Source organism: Coriobacteriia bacterium, from assembly GCA_003149935.1.
Taxonomy (GTDB): Bacteria; Actinomycetota; Coriobacteriia; order Coriobacteriales; family QAMH01; genus QAMH01.
This window is the reverse complement of the sequence record QAMH01000002.1, coordinates 64,387-82,026: the sequence shown is the minus strand read 5'-3', so window position 1 is coordinate 82,026 and position 17,640 is coordinate 64,387. Positions and strand designations below refer to the sequence as shown.

The following is a 17,640-nucleotide window of genomic DNA, read 5'->3' as shown; positions in this document are numbered from 1 at the left end:
CCCAAGGGTATGGCTGTTCGCCATTTAAAGCGGTACGCGAGCTGGGTTCAGAACGTCGTGAGACAGTTCGGTCCCTATCCTCCGTGGGCGTAAGAGAATTGAGGAGATCTGCCCCTAGTACGAGAGGACCGGGGTGGACGAACCTCTGGTGTACCAGTTGTTGACCAACAGCACCGCTGGTTAGCTACGTTCGGATCGGATAACCGCTGAAAGCATCTAAGCGGGAAGTCGGCTCCAAGATGAGTTCTCTTTGTGGTAAGGCCCCTTGTAGACTACGAGGTTGATAGGCTGCAGCTGTAAGGTGTGTGAGCATTTCAGGCGAGCAGTACTAATTGGCCGAGCTCTTCTTATTAATCATTCATTCGCTGCATCGATAGAACGCTTCGATCTACGCGCTATGCGACCTTCAGGGTGCTCCATCAGGAAGCCCCTGGTGAGCTCAGTGTTTATGGAGGAGGGGGTACACCCGGTCCCATTCCGAACCCGGCAGTTAAGCCCTCCATCGCCGAAGGTACTACGGCGGAAGGCCGTGGGAGACTAGGACGATGCTGAGCTCTCCAGGGGCTTCCTGCGTGTTTATACGCGCAATCTTGATGTTCATCGGAAGGCTTGCGTATGTTTGAATACGCGGCGCCTTCCGTTTCACATCAATCTCACGCGTCTAAACACGCAGGAGCAACTAACACGCTTCGCCCACTACTTCATGCCAATCTCACGCACTCAAACACGCAGGGGCAACTGATGCTACGTTGCGGTTTACGCTTTTATCAATCGTAAACTTGCTGTTGTTTCCATCCGTACTTTCGAGTGGTAGTCTGCAATGCGGATGATTCGTTGTATGTGAAAGGTCGCTCGATGATCGATAGAGGCATGCTTGATTACGTCATAAGCCGTATCCGGCCCCAGATTCAGGCTGATGGCGGTGATCTCGACGTTACGGAAATCGATGACGAGAAGGGTGTTGTCTACGTGGCGCTTCGCGGTGCCTGCGTCGATTGCCCGTTATCCGCGCTTACCCTGTCTGAGGGTGTCGAGCGCGTGCTCGTCGAGCATGTTCCCGGTGTTCAAAAGGTCCTGCCCGATATGCAAAAGACGCTCATCCATAACAACGAGACTGGTGAGGACCAGACCTTCGAGAATTCGGTGCATGTAATCCGCCTCGACGATGACGGTAACGTCATCGAGGAAAGCTCCATGCCTGCTGGGCAGTAACTTCCTCATGTCATAATGGCCTCGCGCGGACCCACGTAACGGGTCTGCCGACGTCCAAATGGGACGGAAGTGCCCAGATGACCTCGCGCGGACCCATGTGACGGGTCTGCCGGCGTCCAAATGGAACATCCCAGATAGATTTCTTACGTTCCCGCAATCCGGCTAGTCCATGCTGCCCATATCCGATAAGCTATTGGGAACTGTATTTGCACGAGCCACTTGAGAGGATGTGCGCGATGAGCAAGTTTCTGGACAAGATTATCGAGCGAGCCAAGACCGACAAGCAGAAGATCGTCTTGCCCGAGGGAAGCGACATCCGCACCGTACAGGCAGCGCGTGACATCATGGACGCCGGTATTGCTGACGTCATCATTCTCGGCTCCGAGAGCGAGGTCACGGCGCACGGCATCGACGTGAGCGATGCCATCGTCATTGACCCGCGTACGAGCGAGCTGCTTGAGCCGTACGCGCAGAAGTTCGCCGAGTTGCGCAAGAAGAAGGGCGTCACCATCAACGAAGCCCGTGAGCAGATGAAGGACGAGAGCTACTTCGGCGTGATGATGGTCTACATGGATGATGCCGATGGCATGGTCTCCGGTGCCTGCCACTCCACGGCCGACACGTTGCGTCCCGCGTTGCAGATTCTCAAGACCGCTCCGGACACCGAACTCGTGAGCTCGTTCTTCGTCGAGGACGTGCCCGATTGCCTCTACGGCGACGACGGGCTCTTCGTTTTTGCCGACTGCGCGCTCAACATCTATCCTACGGCAGAAGAGCTGGCAGAGATTGCAATCGCATCTGCCAACAGCTTCGAGCAGCTCTGCGGTGGCGAACCGCGCGTCGCGATGCTCTCGTACTCGAGCTACGGTTCGGGCAAGGGCGAGAGCGCCGAGAAGATGGCCGAGGCCACGCGTATCGCCAAGGAGCGCGCGCCGCAGCTCCAACTCGATGGCGAGCTGCAGGTCGATGCCGCCATCGTCGATACGGTCGCGGCTCTCAAGGCACCTGACTCCCCGGTCGCAGGTAAGGCAAACGTTCTCATCTTCCCCAACATCGATGCGGGCAATATCGCCTACAAGCTCGTGCAGCGCCTGGCCAAGGCCGATGCCTTCGGTCCCATCCTGCAGGGTGTGGCCAAGCCGGTCAATGACCTTTCTCGTGGCTGCTCGGCTCAGGATATCGTTGGCACTGTCGCGGTGACCTGCGTGCAGTCCCAGGCGCGCAAGGCACAAGCCTAGAAGCGCTTGCTGGTATACAATAGGCGGCTATGGATACGAAGCTCATCACATACGCGATTCCCTGCTACAACTCGGCGGAATACATGGATGCCTGCATCGAGTCGATTCTCGCGTGCAACCGTCCGGACGATATCGAGATTATCATCGTCGATGACGGGTCGACCAAGGACAACACCCTTGAAAAGGCCCAGGTGTGGGAGTCCACCAACCCAGGCGTTGTGCGTGCCATCCACCAGGAAAACGGTGGTCATGGTGCAGCGGTCATGACGGGGCTCGAGAATGCGCGTGGCCTCTACTTCAAGGTCGTGGATAGCGATGACTGGCTCGACAACGATGCCAACGTCGCGATGCTCGACAAGCTTGCGTCGTTCGACGAGCCGATTGACCTGATGCTTGTCAACTACGTGTACGAGCACACGGCCGACAACACGCAGGAGGTCATGAAGTACACGCGCATGTTGCCGGTTGAGCAGCTCTTCACCTGGGATGACTGCGGGCATTTTGGCCTGACCAAGTACATACTCATGCACTCGGTCATCTATCGCACGCAGATGCTGCGTGACTGCGGCCTCACCTTGCCGCGTCATACCTTCTACGTTGACAACATCTTCGTGTACGTGCCGCTTCCCGAATGCAAGCGCATCTACTATATGGATGTCGACCTGTACCGCTATTTCATCGGGCGCGAGGACCAGAGCGTCAACGAAACCGTGATGATCGGCCGCATCGACCAGCAGCTGCGCGTCACGCGCATTATGATCGACTCGTTCTTGCTGGAACGCGACGTCAAGAGTTCGCGTTTGCGCTCCTACATGCGCAATTACCTCACGATGATGATGGTGATTTGCACGGTGTTCTCGATGATGAGCGATCGCGAGGACAAGGAGCAAATGAGGGCCGACATCTGGAAGTACCTGCGTGAGCATGATCACGAGACCTATGTCAAGATCAGGCGCTCGGTTATGGGTGTCGGCACCCATCTGCCCGGCAAGGCCGGCGACAGGGTCCTGCTCAGCGCTTACCATATCGCCCAGAAGGTATTCAAGTTCAACTGACGCGGAGATAAAGAGATGTACGACAAGCTTACGAAGATAATCGCTGCCTACGAGGAGCTCGAGACGAAGCTCGGCGACCCAGCCGTGCTCGCCGACCAGAAGGAGTACACGCGCCTTGCCAAGGAACATGCACGCCAGGGCGAGCTCGCGACCGCCGCGCGTGAGTACATCTCGCTGTCCGATCAGCTCGTCGCGGCCAAAGACGAGCTCAAGAACGAGAGCGACCCCGAGCTCAAGGAACTTGCGCAGGAGGAGATCTCGGACATCGAGGGCAAGTTGCCCCAGCTCGAGGAAGACATCAAGTTCATGCTCCTGCCGGCTGACCCCAACGACGAAAAGGACATCATCGTCGAGATTCGCGGTGGTGCCGGTGGCGACGAGGCAAACATCTTCGCGGGCGATCTCTTCCGCATGTACGAGCGTTTCGCCGAGGGCAAGAAGTGGAAGGTAGAGGTCATCGACGCATCGCCGTCCGACATGGGCGGTTTCAAGGAAATATCGTTCAAGATGCTGGGCGACCGCGTCTACAGCTCCATGAAGTTCGAGAGTGGCGTGCATCGCGTGCAACGTGTCCCCAAGACCGAGAGCCAGGGCCGCATTCACACTTCGACGGCGACCGTTGCCGTGCTGCCCGAGGCCGACGAGGTCGAGGTCGACATCAAGCCCGAGGACCTGCGCATCGACGTGTATCGCGCTGGTGGCCCCGGTGGTCAATGCGTCAATACGACCGACTCTGCCGTGCGCATCACGCACCTTCCCACGGGACTCGTCGTGCAGTCGCAGGACCAGAAGTCCCAGATCCAGAACCGCGAGGCCGCCCTGCAGGTTTTGCGTGCCCGCCTCTACGACAAGATGCTCCAGGAGCAGCAGGAGGCTCTCGGTGCCGAGCGGCGCGGGCAGATCGGGCATGGCGACCGCGCCGAGAAGATCCGCACCTACAACGGCCCGCAGGATCGCGTGACCGACCATCGCATCGGGTATAACGGCAGCTATGCTGGCATACTCGAGGGCGACGGCCTTCCCGCGCTCATCGAGAACCTTGCTGCGGCCGACCGCGCCGAGCGCCTTGAGCAGGCGACCGCCTCGGCAGCCGAATAGTCCCATGGGCCAACAAGTCTGGACCATCGGCGACACGCTCGCGTGGTGCCGCGAGTACCTCGTGCATCACGATGACGAGAATCCCAAGCTCTCGGCCGAGTGGCTGCTCGCCGCCGCCACGGGACTCACGCGCATCGAGCTCTACATGCACTTCGACCGTCCGCTCACGATGGAAGAGCGCGACGTGCTGCGCGAGACCCTCAAACGGCGCGGTGCCGGCGAGCCGCTCCAATACATCTCCGGAGAGGCGGCCTTCCGGCACATCGTCGTCAAGACGAGTCGGGGCGTGCTCATCCCGCGTCCCGAGACCGAAGTCCTCGTCGATGTTGTGCTCGACGGGCTCGCAGACACTGACGCCCCGCGCGTGCTCGAGGTGGGCTGCGGCACGGGCTGCATCGCGTGCTCGCTTGCCAAGGAGGCTGGCGCGCAGGTGCTGGCGACGGATATCTCGCCCGAGGCCGTGGCGTGTGCCCAGGCAAACGTCGAGATGTTGGGCTTTGAAGAGCTCGTGGAGGTCGTGGAATGCGATTGTGTCGCCGAGATTGCGGGAAGCTTCGATTGCCTCGTGAGCAATCCGCCCTATATTCCCACAGCCGAGCTCGCCGAGCTTCCGCATGAGGTCGCGGGCTTCGAACCGCGTCTTGCACTTGACGGTGGCCCCGATGGTCTCGCGTTCTTCGACCGACTCATCACCGAGGCACTGCCCCTCGTGAAAGACGGCGGCCTGTTTGCCTGCGAGCTTCACGAGACCTGTCTTGACGAGGCTGCACGTCGCCTGCGCGAGGCGGGCTGCGTTGACGTCAAGGTGACGAAGGACCTCGTGGGTCGCGATCGCATCGTGAGCGGCGTTTGTCGTGATTTGCAATAATATGTTCGAAAGGGAATAATGGAACCGTCCTGAGGTAATCGACCAAGGAGGTTCGCCATGAATTCGTTTCGCGGTATGGGCCTGGGTTCGGGCATCATCCTTGCCATCATCGGCATCATTCTCTTTGCGTTTCCCACGTTGTCCACGATGGTCTTCGCCATGCTCGTTGGCTTCGGCATCCTCGTCGTGGGCATCAACGCGACATACACTTGGTTCAGCACCTTGCGTGGCACGGGTATGGGTTCTGGCGTCTTGGCTACGGGCATACTGAGTATCATCTTCGGTCTGCTTTGCCTGCTGTTTCCTCTCGCCTTTGCCGAGGCCGTTATCTGGTTTGTCGCCATTGCCGTCATCGTCTTTGGCATCGCCCAGATCATCAGCCTCATCACGACCCGTGATATCAATGGCCGTTTCGTGGGCGTTCTCGGCAGTCTGATCGTGGTGATCTGCGGCATCCTGGCCTTGATCTGGCCCCCGTTCGTCATGCAGTTCATCGGGGCCTCGCTGCTCATCGAGGGCATCACCGTCATCGTCATGTCGCTCATCGCGCCCAAGGCGTAAGGACGGGATTACGCGGCTCGTATGTCAGGGGGCCAGACCCCTCGACGCATGCGGCCGCGTTGCCAATTCGAAACCGTTTCGTACCATATCGTTATCTTTGCCACCAGACCGCAACGTGCGTGAAACCCCGTTGCCATGAGTGCTCTGTATGATAGGGAGCGTAAGGATACCCCATCCTTCTCCTCTCCCTCCCTTCTTGTTGCAAAGGGCCGGTCGCTTGAAGCGCCGGCTTTTTGCATATCTATGGTCAGTTACAATAGGGGCATGGATACGAGAAAAAACGCACTGTTGCTTTTCAGCAAGGTCCCCGAAGCGGGAAAGGTCAAGACGCGACTCACGCCGATCAAGGACGGGTTCTTCGACCCCGAGGTGGCAAGCGCGCTCTATCACTGCATGCTCTTTGACGTCACCGAGTGCTGTTGCGACGCGTTGCGTGACCTCGAGTGCGCCGATGCCGGGCGACACGCGCTCGAGAGCACCTGCGAGTACCAGCCCCTGCGCGATACATACACGCTATTCATCTCCTCGCCCGGCATCGAGCAGGAAGAGAAGATGCGTGCGCTCTTTGCAGAAAGCGGCACCTGGCCACGCAATATCGTCTTTATTCACGATGATGGCGAGAGCTTCGACGCGCACTACAACAGCGCCTTCGATCAGGTCTGGGACCTCGGGTACGAGACCATTCTGTCCATGGGCTGCGATATGCCCGGCTTGCGTCGCAGCATCATCATCGAGGGTTTCGAGCGCTTGCACGAGCTGTGCGACCGCCCTGGCGGCGGCATCGTGCTTGCCCCCGATCAGGAGATGGGCGTCTCGGTGGTGGGCTGGACGCGTGAGACGAACTTCGACCACACGGGAGTCTTCTACAACGCCGATGGCCTGACCGTGCTGCCTGCCTACATCCAGAAGGCTGACCGCCTGGGTCTTCCCGCGCTCTATCTGCCCGATGTTCCCGATGTCGATACGATCGCCGACCTCAACCACAACATGACGCTCGTGCAGGCACTCGAGTACTGCGCGCGGTTCCAGGACGACATCACGCCGCCGTACCGCACGGCTGCCGCCCTGCGCGATATGGGGTACACGGATATCCGCATCATGCCCAACGAGCTGCGTGACGACCGCAGCGAGATCGATAGATAAGACTCGGGGCCGCATGCACGTTTTTTCGATTATGTGTGGCGTACGGCGAACTCGTGCATGCGATTCTACCCTGCTTCACAAAATCGCAGTTTTCTTACTTGCGACCGAGGCGGCGGACAAGACGATGCGCGAAATCCGTGACCTCGCTTACGCCGAGGATGCGGCACATCACGAAGATGATGCTCAGGCCGATGATGCCCGTAATCACGAGCGCGATGAAGCTGCCGAAAATGTTCGAGATGTCGATGACGCTTGCGATGCCCCAGGATGCGAGCTCGGCAACAACGCCGCCGATGAGGGTCGCGATGGTGACCTTGAGACAGGCAATCACGAGCTTGCCAAGGCCGAAGCCGCCCCTGCGCCTGACCAAGATGGCGAGAAGCACAACGAGCATGAGACCGTAGAAGACGATGTCACCGCACGCGATGCCCACGAGCCCGAGCGAACCAAAGCCAGGCACGGCAATGACGCCGGTGAAGAGCATATAGAGCATGACCTGCACGCAGGTGAATACGAGGTTGCAGATGGCGACGGTCTTGAGGTTCTTGAGGGACGAGTAGGCGCGATAGACGAACATGTAGCATGCGTAGAGGGGCAGCGCGAATGCCCAGCCGCGTAGCAGGTCGGCGATGGGCGCGATATCGGAGGCCGTGAACTTGCCAGCCGTATAGAGGCCGATGAGCTCGTCGGAGCACACGAAGAGCATGGCGGCCATGGGGATGATGAGCAGGCAGGTCGTGCGCAGGCCCATGTTGAGGTGTTGCTTGAAGCCATAGACGTCCCCGCGGGACATGCGATCGCTCATCTCCGTGAACAATGCCGTGGAGAGCGCGACGCCGAGTACGCCATAGGGGAACTGATACCACATCCATGCGTAGCTTACGGACGCCGGGCCGTTGGGCGCGACATGCAATGCACAGGAGTTCATGAACGAGAGGGAGACGAGGTTGATGACCGTGCATAGGATGGCCGGAAGCGCGAGACGCACCGTCTCGTGCAGTCCCTCGTCATGCAGGTCGATGTGGAAACGGAAGCGAAAGCCCGCCTTCACGAGGGCGGGTATCTGCACGCAAGCCATGACGGCGATGGAGAGCGTCGTGCCGATGGCGAGCAGGAGCAAGCCCGCCTGGCCGCTCAGCGAGCTCACGAAGGGGTACGCGAAGAAGGTCACGATGATGATGAGGTTCATGAAGACCGAGCTGATTGCCGGCCAGAAGTACTCGCGCTCCGCGTTGAGGAGGCCGCCGAAGATGGCGCTCACGCCGTAGAAGACGATCTGAAATGCGAAGAAACGGAAGAGCCAGACGGCGTTCTCGACGGTCTCGCTCGAGTTCGAACTGAAAAGCGTCTGCGTGAGCATGACCTGAGGCGAGAAGATCGAGGCAAGCAATGCGATGACGCCGAGGAAGATGAGGGCAAGCGAGAGCAGGTTAGATGCGTAGCGATTGCCCTCCTCGCGTGAGCGGGTATTACGCTGCTGCAGGTAGATGGGGAGAAAGGCCGTCGAAAGTACACCGCCTGCAACGAGCTCGTAGATCATGTTGGGGAGGTTGTTGGCGAGCGAGAAAGATGCGGCGAGGATGGTGTTTCCCAGCGCGAAGGCCATGGCCCAGGTACGAATGAAGCCGGTCACACGCGAGATGAGCGTGAGTGCCGACATCATGGCGGTCGAGCGGGCGATTGACTTTGTGGTGTCCGCGTTTTTCATGATGGTCATGGTAGCGCAAAACGGGGTATCGAGGCACGATGAGACACATTGGACAGGTACATCTGTCTCACTGGGCTACGCCAATGAGACAGATGTACCTGTCCAATGTGTCTCATCCCGGCCCGGCGGCGTCGTATTTCGAGTCCGTTAAATCACGGAGATTACGAGAACCTATGTCACAGGGCTGCCGTACAATGAATCGCGTTTGAAGCCCGGCATGCCAAGGAGGCGCGTTGCACATGACCAAGTTCGTCTTTGTGACCGGCGGTGTTGTCTCGTCACTCGGAAAGGGCATTACCGCTGCCTCGCTTGGCACGCTGCTCAAGGCCCGTGGCTACAAAGTCACCATGCAGAAGATGGATCCGTACCTCAATGTCGATCCCGGCACGATGAGCCCCTTCCAGCATGGAGAGGTCTTCGTCACCGACGATGGCCTCGAAAGTGATCTGGACCTTGGCCATTACGAGCGCTTCATCGACGAGAACCTCACGCACGACTCAAACGTTACGCAGGGTTCCATCTACCAGAGCCTTATCGCCAAGGAGCGCAGGGGCGACTTCCTCGGCGGTACCGTGCAAGTCATCCCGCATGTCACCAATGCCATCAAAGACCGTATCCGCAGCCTGGCAGACAGCACGCAGGCAGACATCGTCATCACCGAGATCGGCGGCACGGTTGGCGATATCGAGTCCCAACCCTTCATCGAGGCCGTGCGTCAGTGGCGTGGCGAGCAAGGTGCCAAGAACGTGTGCTTCGTCCACGTGACCCTCGTTCCCTATATTGCTGCCGCGCACGAGCTCAAGACCAAGCCCACCCAGCACTCGGTCAAAGAGCTTCAGTCGCTCGGCATCCAGCCGGATTTCCTCGTGCTCAGAAGCGATCACGAGATCAGCTCCAAGCTGCGCGAGAAGATCGCGATGTTCTGCGATGTCGAGTTCGACCATGTCTTCGCGTGCGAGGACGCCCCGAGCATCTACGAGATTCCACGTTCGCTCTTTGACCAGGGCTTTGACGTCGAAGTGCTCGATCGCCTCGGGCTCAAGCAATGCAATGCTGACATGAGCAGTTGGAACGAATATCTTGCCAAGAAAGACGCCGCGCACGGGGAGTGCAACATCGCGATCGTCGGCAAGTACACCGATCTTCCCGATGCCTACCTCTCCGTCATCGAGGCCCTGCATCATGCCGGTGTCGCGCTCGAGCGCGATGTGCAGGTGCACCTTATAGACGGCGAGGAGCTTGACGAGTCAACGGTCGATGACGTTCTCGGCGATATGGATGGCATTCTCGTTCCCGGTGGCTTTGGCGTGCGCGCCTTCGAGGGCAAGATCGCCGCCGCACACTACGCCCGTACACATCAGATTCCCTACCTGGGCATTTGCCTTGGCTTGCAGGCTGCCGTGTGCGAGTTTGCGCGTAATGTGGCCAACATGCCCAAGGCGTCTTCGGCCGAGTTCGACGCGGAGCTCGCGTATCCCGTCATCGACCTCATGCCCGACCAGGCAAACGTCGATGCCAAGGGCGGCACGCAGCGCCTCGGCTCGTATCCCTGCAAGGTAGAGCCCGGCACCCTTGCCGCGCGCGTGTATGGCGAGGAGCTCATCAGCGAACGCCACCGTCACCGCTACGAGGTGAACAACGATTATCGCCAGCAGCTCATCGATGCAGGTCTGGTGGTGAGCGGCACCTCTCCGGACGAGCGCCTGGTCGAGATCATCGAGCTTCCCGATCATCCCTACTTCATCGCGAGTCAGGGGCACCCCGAGTTCAAGTCGCGCCCCACCCGTCCGCATCCGCTCTTCCTCGGGCTCGTCCGCGCTGCAATCGCGCAGGCCGATGCCCACGCAGCAGCTTCCAACGCGTAAGGAGTCCTCGTGAACGAGCAGCGCCTTCTCGATACCTTCCTTGACCTCGTGCGCCTTCCGTGCCCATCGGGGCGTGAGGCACGTGCTGCCGCATACTGCAAGGACGCCCTCGAGGACTGTGGCTGCACAGTGACGATCGACGATGCGGGGGATAAGATCGGCTCCGATACCGGCAATCTCTATGCCGAGCTCGCGGGCACCGTTAACGGCACGATTATTCTCACGGCCCATCTCGATTGCGTGCAGCCCTGCGAAGGCGTCAATCCGCAGATCGTTGATGGCGTGATTTACAGCGATGGCACGACCGTCTTGGGTGGAGACGACAAGGTCGGTGTGGCGGCCATCATCGAGGCCGTTCGCACGCTTGTCGAGGAAGGCGGGGCCTATCCCACCGTCAAGGTCATCTTCAGCGTTCAGGAGGAAACCGGTTGTCGCGGCGCGGCAAACTTCAGCGCGGCGCACTTTGAGACTGGCGAGCCCTGCTTCGTCTTCGATGATGCAGGTGATGTGGGTGGTGCGTGCCTGGCCGCTCCCTACCACTACACCTTCAGGGCGCAGTTCACGGGCAAGGCAAGTCATGCCGGTGTTGCCCCCCAAGAGGGCATCAGCGCAATCGAGGCGGCAAGTCTTGCGGTCGAGACCATGCGCCGTGCCGGCGTCCTCGGGGCTGTCGGAGAGTACTGCGCATCGAATATCGGCACCATTTCCGGTGGCAGCGCCAACAACGTCGTGGCGCCGAGCTGCGAGGTGACGGGGGAGTGCCGCGCGGTCGATGCGGCAGACGTCGAGCGTGTCCGTGCGGCCATGGACGATGCCATGCGTGGTGCGGCCGCGCAACTTGGCGCCCAGGTCGATGTAGCGTGGGAGCTCGAATATCCGGGCTTCAAGATTGCCGAGGATGCACCCATTGTCCAGATGTTCTGTCGCGCCGCTCGGGCTGCAGGTTTCAAGCCGCGCACCTTCATGTCGACAGGAGGCACGGATGCCAACCAGTACGTAAAGCTCGGTGTCGATCCACTCGTCGTTTCGACGGGCATGACCAAGTTCCACTCGGTGGACGAATGCCTCAAGGTCGCGGACCTCGAGAACACGGCACGTCTTGCCTGTGCGCTCGTACGCGAGAGGGCGCGGTGCTCGTAATGGCGCCTCGCGTCATAAAAGCAAACATGCACGCCGATATCGGTGCGTACGGAGACGTCCTTGACGAGTATCTCACCTGTCTTACCGTCGAGCGGGGACTTTCCACGGCAAGTGTCGAAGCGTACGAACGTGACCTACGCGATTATCTCGCCTTCATGCGCGCCGCGGGCATTGACTCGCTCGATGGCATTGAGCGTGACGACATCACCGATTACATCGAAGACCTCCACAAGCGAGATTATGCTTCGAGTAGCATGGAGCGCCATGTCGCGGCCCTTAAGGGCTTTCATCGCTTTTGCGTGCGCGAGGGGCTTGCCCAGACCGATCTTGCCGCATCAGTCCCGCTACCCAAGAAAGCCGAGCGTTTGCCACAGGCCATCTCCATCGGGCAAATCGCCGCATTGCTTGACCAACCCTTTCCCGAGACACCTGCCGGCCTTCGCGACCGGGCGATTCTCGAGATACTCTACGGTTGCGGTTTGCGCGTGAGCGAGCTTACCTCCCTGGGGTTTGGCAACCTTCTGCTCGACGATGAGCTTGTGCGCGTGCGTGGTAAGGGGAGCAAGGAGCGTCTGCTCCCGCTTTTGGGCTCTGCGCGCCAGGCTCTTGACGAGTATCTGCGCGATGGTCGCCCGCACTTGCATGCCAAGGGCAGTGCGGCTGCACAGGACCCGGAGGCCATCTTCGTCAACACGCGTGGCGGCCGGCTTTCACGGCGCAGCGTCTGCAAGCTTGTCGAGAGGTACGGGCGCAACGTGGGTATCGAGGGTCTGCATCCGCACACCTTGCGCCACAGCTTCGCGACGCACATGCTCGAGGGAGGGGCCGACCTGCGCGTCTTGCAAGAGATGCTCGGCCATAGCGACATATCGACGACGCAGATCTACACGCACGTTGACAGGAGCCATATCCGCGAAGAGTATCTCTCGACGCACCCGCGGGCGCGGCTGCGATGAGACACATTGGACAGGTACATCTGTCTCATTTGCAAAGCTAAATGAGACAGATGTACCTGTCCAATGTGTCTCATCCGAAAAAACTCGCATTCGAAACATGGGCGTAACGTGTCCCGTTTATCCTACTCAGCAGTTATGGGAACCAACTACTGTCAAGAAGAGGTATGAGTATGCAGGCTGAGATGACGGATTGGGCCGAGAGGCGCCCGTGTGCAGATCCGACGCTGTACCGCAGCGAGTTCGAGCATGACGCGTGCGGCATCGGGGCGCTGGCACACCTCAAGGGCGTGCGTTCGCATCAGATCATCGACGACGCGCTTTCGGTTCTCGTCAATCTCGAGCATCGCGGTGGTGTTGGCCTCGAACCCAACACGGGTGATGGCGCGGGCATACTCATCCAGGTGCCGCATCGCTTCTTTCGCAAGGAGGCGCAGAAATGCGGCAGCATACTTCCCGATGAGGGCGAATACGGCGTCGCCATGCTCTTTCTGCCCACGGACGAGGAGGGCATGACCGCAGGCATGCGCATCTTCGAGGATGGTTGCGCTGCCGAGGGCATCCCGCTTTTGTTCTGGCGCGATGTCCCTGTCGATTGTCATGACCTGGGAACGACGGCACTCGAATGCATGCCCGTCATCAAGCAGGCCTTCGTGGGGCGTCCCTCGCACGTCAATCCCGGCGAGGATTTCGAGCGCGCGCTTTACGTTTGCAGACGCACCATCGAGAAGCAAGCGCAGGTGACACCCGCGCTTGCGGGCAAGGTGTTCTACGTATGCTCGATGAGCGCACGGACAATCGTCTACAAGGGCATGCTCGTCTCCACGCAGATGCGCGGCTTCTTCTGCGATCTCGACGACGCGATGACCGACTCCGCGATCGCGCTCGTGCACTCGCGTTACTCGACGAATACGACACCGTCGTGGGAACGCGCCCATCCTCAGCGCTACATCGTCCATAACGGCGAGATAAACACGCTGCGCTGCAACGTGAACTGGGCCCGCGCACGCGAGCCGCATCTGTACTCGCCCGTCATGGGCGCGGCTCTCGAGAAGGTCCTGCCCGTCTTCAATGGCGAGGGCTCCGATTCGGCGATGCTCGACAACATGCTCGAGTTCATCTCCATGAACGGACGCTCCCTCATGCGTGCCGTATCGATGCTCCTGCCCGAGCCCTGGGACAAGAACGAGGTCCTGACGAGCAAGCGCAGCGCCTGGGACCAATACCAGTCCATGCTCACCGAGGCGTGGGAGGGCCCGGCTGCAATCGCGTTTTCGGATGGCACCATGCTGGGCGCCGTCATCGACCGCAATGGCTTGCGCCCCGCTCGATACTGCGTGACCTCCGACGACCGTCTCATCCTATCGAGCGAGGCAGGAGCGCTCGATATCGACCCGGCCAAGATTCTCGTATCCGGTAGCTTGGGACCGGGGCAAATGCTCATGGTCGACCCCGAGCAAGGACGCGTTCTCTACGATGATGAAATCAGGGACGAGCTCGCCAACGAGAAGCCGTATCGCGAGTGGATCAAGTCCGAGACACTCGCGCTCTCGTCGTTGATCGAGGGTGCCGGGGCCAGCACGCTAACGGTTGATGACGAGGATTTGTCCCTGACGGAGCGTCAGGCGGTGCACGGGTTTTGCTTCGAGGACATCGAGGAGGCCATCATTCCCATGGCCGACATCGGTGCCGTGCCACTCGCATCCATGGGCGAGGATACGCCGCTCGCGTGCCTGTCGGAACGTCCCCGCCGCTTCTATCATTACTTCAACCAGCTGTTCTCGCAGGTGACGAACCCGCCTATCGATGCATTGCGCGAATCATATATCACTTCGACGCTACTCTACCTGGGCAACCATGGCAACCTACTCGAAGATGCGCGTGCCAACTGCCGCCTCGTGAGACTCGAGACACCGCTGCTGAACGAGGTGCAGTTCGCCGCGCTTGCGACGATTGGAAGGAAGGGTTTCAAGGCTGCCAGAATCGTGGCCGCCTACAGTCCCGATGACGGTGAGCATGCCCTTGCCGATGCCGTCGAGAAGCTGGGCAAGCAAGCCGAGGAGCTTGTGCGCTCGGGCGTGAATATTCTGGTGCTCTCGGATCGCGCCGGGCGTGGCTTCGTTCCGGTGCCATCGCTTCTGTCGGTCGCGAGCGTGCATAATCATCTGCTGCGCTGCGGGATACGCACGCAGGTCGACTTGATCGTCGAGTGCGGCGATGCGGTGACACCGCACGATTTCGCGACGCTCGTGGGCTATTCGGCGTCGGGCATCTATCCGTATCTCGCGCACGATACGATTCGCTCGCTGTGCGATCGTCATGTCATCGACGGCGATCCCGATGAAGCCATCGCACGCTATAACAAGGCCGTCGTCTCAGGCATCGTTTCGATCATGTCGAAGATGGGCATCTCGACCATGCAGGGCTATCACGCCGCCCAGGTGTTCGAGGCGGTGGGCCTGTCCTCCGATCTCGTCGATCGGCACTTCACGGGCACGGTGAGTCGCATCGGCGGCCTCGCGCTCGACGACGTGCAGCGCGAATGCGACGAGCGTTATGCGCTGGCGCTCGCGCAGGCCCAATCTCCTTCACCCAGCCAACTTCCCAGTGCGGGCATCACCTCGTGGCGTCCGCGCGGCGAGGAGCATCTCATCACGCCGCAGGTCATCAGACTCTTGCAACGTGCCGTACGCGAGGATGATCCGGAGCTCTTCGAGCAGTACAGCGAGGCCGTGCACCAGCAGGGACGTGCCATCGTCCTGCGCGACCTGCTCGACTTCGACGCGCAGCGGCCCGCAATTCCCCTCGAGCAAGTCGAGCCGGCAAGCGAGATCGTCAAGCGCTTCAACACCGGCGCCATGAGTTACGGGTCCATCTCGCAGGAGGCTCACGAATGCCTCGCCATCGCCATGAACCGCCTCGGTGGTCGCTCCAACTCGGGTGAGGGCGGCGAGGATCCGGCGCGCGAGCCGTTGCTTGCCAACGGTGACAGCAAACGCTCGGCAATCAAGCAGATCGCCTCGGGGCGCTTTGGCGTGACGAGCCGCTATCTCATGAGCGCACACGAGCTGCAGATCAAGATGGCACAGGGCGCCAAGCCGGGTGAGGGCGGTCATCTTCCCGGTGAGAAGGTCTGGCCGTGGATCGCCCGCACGCGTCGTTCCACGCCGGGCATCAGCCTCATCTCGCCGCCGCCACATCACGACATCTACTCCATCGAGGACCTCGCCGAGCTCATCTTCGATCTGAAGAACGCCAATCCGCAGGCACGTATTTCGGTCAAGCTCGTCTCCGAGGCCGGTGTCGGGACCATCGCGACGGGCGTCGCCAAGGGCGGCGCACATAAGATTCTGGTTTCGGGTGCCAATGGCGGCACCGGCGCCGCACCGCGCGATTCCATCCATCACGCAGGCTTGCCCCTCGAAATGGGGCTGGCTGAGACGCAGCAGACGCTCATGCAAAACGGTTTGCGATCGCGGGTGGTCCTCGAGTCGGACGGCAAGCTCATGGATGGCCGTGATGTCGCCATCGCCTGCCTGCTCGGAGCCGAGGAGTTCGGCTTTGCGACCATGCCGCTCATCGCGATGGGCTGTCTCATGCAGCGCGATTGCCAGAAGGATACCTGTCCGGTGGGCATCGCCACGCAGGATTGTCGCCTGCGCAAACGCTTTACGGGCAAGCCCGAGTACGTGGTCAATTACATGATGTTCGTTGCCGAGCAGCTGCGACAGATCATGGCAAGCCTTGGCTTTGCCACGATTGACGAGATGGTCGGACACGTCGAGTGCCTGCGACAGACGCGCGCCGTGCGATCGTGGAAGGCGCGTTTGCTCGACCTTTCGCCCCTGCTCGCCAAGCCGCACGTCGACTTCGGGCGGGCGATTCCCGATGCGCATTGCCCGCACTTCCTCGAAAGCGCCCAGGCACCCAACACGCTTCTCGAGACGCTCGATGCGACGCTGCTCATTCCCTATACGAGCTTCGCGCGCGAAAGGCTCGAGCCCATCGAGTTCCATGTGGACATAACGAACGTCAATCGCTGCGTGGGCACCATGCTTGGCTCGGCGGTGACGGCACAGCACCCGGAAGGATTGCCCTACGACTTCATCAGGGTCAATTGCACTGGTTCGGGCGGTATGAGCTTTGGCGCGTTCTTGCCCAAGGGCATCATGCTCACGATTGCCGGGGAGGCAAACGACTACTTCGGCAAGGGCCTTTCGGGAGGCACGGTCGCGGTCGCGCCCTCGAGCCGGGCGAACTTCAGGCCCGAGGAGAACGTCATCGTCGGCAACGTCGCCTTCTATGGCGCGACGTCGGGCACGGGGTTCGTGAACGGCCTTGCGGGGCAGCGTTTCGCCGCGCGTAATTCGGGCGCCTCGCTCGTCGTCGAGGGCATCGGTGACAACGGCTGCGAGTACATGACCGGCGGGCTCGTTCTCATTCTGGGCGAGGTCGGCATCAACTTCGCGGCGGGCATGAACGGCGGCGTCGCCTATGTCTACGATGCGGCGCATACGCTCGAGTCCCATTGCAATCGGGACCTCGTCGATATCCTCGAGCCCGATCGCAGCGAGCTTGCGGCGATACGCGAGCTTATCGAGGCGCATGTGCGCGTGACGATGAGCCCGCTCGGCGTGATGATGCTCTACCGTTTCGAGGACATCGCACATCATTTCAAGAAGGTCATACCGGACGAGTATCGCAAGATGCTTGCCATGACGACGCAGCTCGAGGAAGAGGGCTGCGCTCATGAGGAGGCACAGGAGCGTGCCTTCGAGTTGCTGAGAGCGGGGGCGTAG

Annotated in this window: 12 protein-coding genes and 2 rRNA genes; 13 read left to right on the top strand and 1 reads right to left on the bottom strand. The window is 60.4% G+C overall.

Annotated elements, in window-relative coordinates; genetic code table 11:
* From DBY20_00615 to DBY20_00575, 9 genes are all read left to right on the top strand, one after another.
* A 23S ribosomal RNA gene (locus DBY20_00615) occupies window positions 1-349 on the top strand; the annotation flags it as partial.
* Window positions 350-438: 89 nt separating this feature from the next.
* Window positions 439-554: ribosomal RNA gene (gene rrf / locus DBY20_00610) — 5S ribosomal RNA — on the top strand.
* A 301-nt stretch (window positions 555-855) separates the two neighbouring features.
* Window positions 856-1,212: a hypothetical protein gene (locus DBY20_00605; GenBank protein ID PWL80238.1), complete on the top strand. Its 357-nt coding sequence runs from the start codon at window positions 856-858 to the stop codon at window positions 1,210-1,212.
* 236 nt (window positions 1,213-1,448) lie between these two features.
* Window positions 1,449-2,450, top strand: coding sequence for a phosphate acetyltransferase (locus DBY20_00600; GenBank protein PWL80237.1), 1,002 nt, complete (start codon window positions 1,449-1,451; stop codon window positions 2,448-2,450).
* 29 nt (window positions 2,451-2,479) lie between these two features.
* A complete protein-coding gene (locus DBY20_00595; GenBank protein PWL80236.1) occupies window positions 2,480-3,505 on the top strand; it encodes a glycosyl transferase in 1,026 nt (341 codons plus the stop codon).
* A 15-nt stretch (window positions 3,506-3,520) separates the two neighbouring features.
* Window positions 3,521-4,603 carry a peptide chain release factor 1 gene (locus tag DBY20_00590; GenBank protein ID PWL80235.1) on the top strand — a complete coding sequence of 361 codons (1,083 nt, stop codon included), beginning with the start codon at window positions 3,521-3,523 and terminating at the stop codon, window positions 4,601-4,603.
* A 4-nt stretch (window positions 4,604-4,607) separates the two neighbouring features.
* The gene (gene prmC, locus DBY20_00585) at window positions 4,608-5,471 is read left to right on the top strand and encodes a peptide chain release factor N(5)-glutamine methyltransferase (GenBank protein ID PWL80234.1); all 864 of its coding nucleotides are present in this window, start codon (window positions 4,608-4,610) and stop codon (window positions 5,469-5,471) included.
* A gap of 57 nt (window positions 5,472-5,528) precedes the next feature.
* The gene (locus DBY20_00580) at window positions 5,529-6,032 is read left to right on the top strand and encodes a hypothetical protein (GenBank protein PWL80233.1); all 504 of its coding nucleotides are present in this window, start codon (window positions 5,529-5,531) and stop codon (window positions 6,030-6,032) included.
* Between the two features lie 135 nt (window positions 6,033-6,167).
* Entirely contained in the window at window positions 6,168-7,175 is a 1,008-nt protein-coding gene (locus DBY20_00575) for a hypothetical protein (GenBank protein ID PWL80232.1), read from the top strand.
* Window positions 7,176-7,269: 94 nt separating this feature from the next.
* On the opposite strand, the gene mviN is transcribed toward DBY20_00575, so the two are convergent.
* Entirely contained in the window at window positions 7,270-8,892 is a 1,623-nt protein-coding gene (gene mviN / locus DBY20_00570; GenBank protein ID PWL80231.1) for a murein biosynthesis integral membrane protein MurJ, read from the bottom strand.
* Between the two features lie 230 nt (window positions 8,893-9,122).
* On the opposite strand from mviN, the gene DBY20_00565 reads away from it, so the two are divergent.
* The 4 genes from DBY20_00565 (at window position 9,123) to DBY20_00550 (ending at window position 17,640) form a co-directional block, all read left to right on the top strand.
* On the top strand, window positions 9,123-10,748 hold the full coding sequence (locus tag DBY20_00565; protein ID PWL80230.1) for a CTP synthase: 1,626 nt from the start codon (window positions 9,123-9,125) through the stop codon (window positions 10,746-10,748).
* Window positions 10,749-10,757: 9 nt separating this feature from the next.
* Window positions 10,758-11,888 carry a peptidase gene (locus tag DBY20_00560; GenBank protein ID PWL80229.1) on the top strand — a complete coding sequence of 377 codons (1,131 nt, stop codon included), beginning with the start codon at window positions 10,758-10,760 and terminating at the stop codon, window positions 11,886-11,888.
* A 26-nt stretch (window positions 11,889-11,914) separates the two neighbouring features.
* Window positions 11,915-12,844, top strand: coding sequence for a site-specific tyrosine recombinase XerD (gene xerD / locus DBY20_00555; protein PWL80241.1), 930 nt, complete (start codon window positions 11,915-11,917; stop codon window positions 12,842-12,844).
* Between the two features lie 170 nt (window positions 12,845-13,014).
* Window positions 13,015-17,640: a glutamate synthase large subunit gene (locus DBY20_00550; protein ID PWL80228.1), complete on the top strand. Its 4,626-nt coding sequence runs from the start codon at window positions 13,015-13,017 to the stop codon at window positions 17,638-17,640.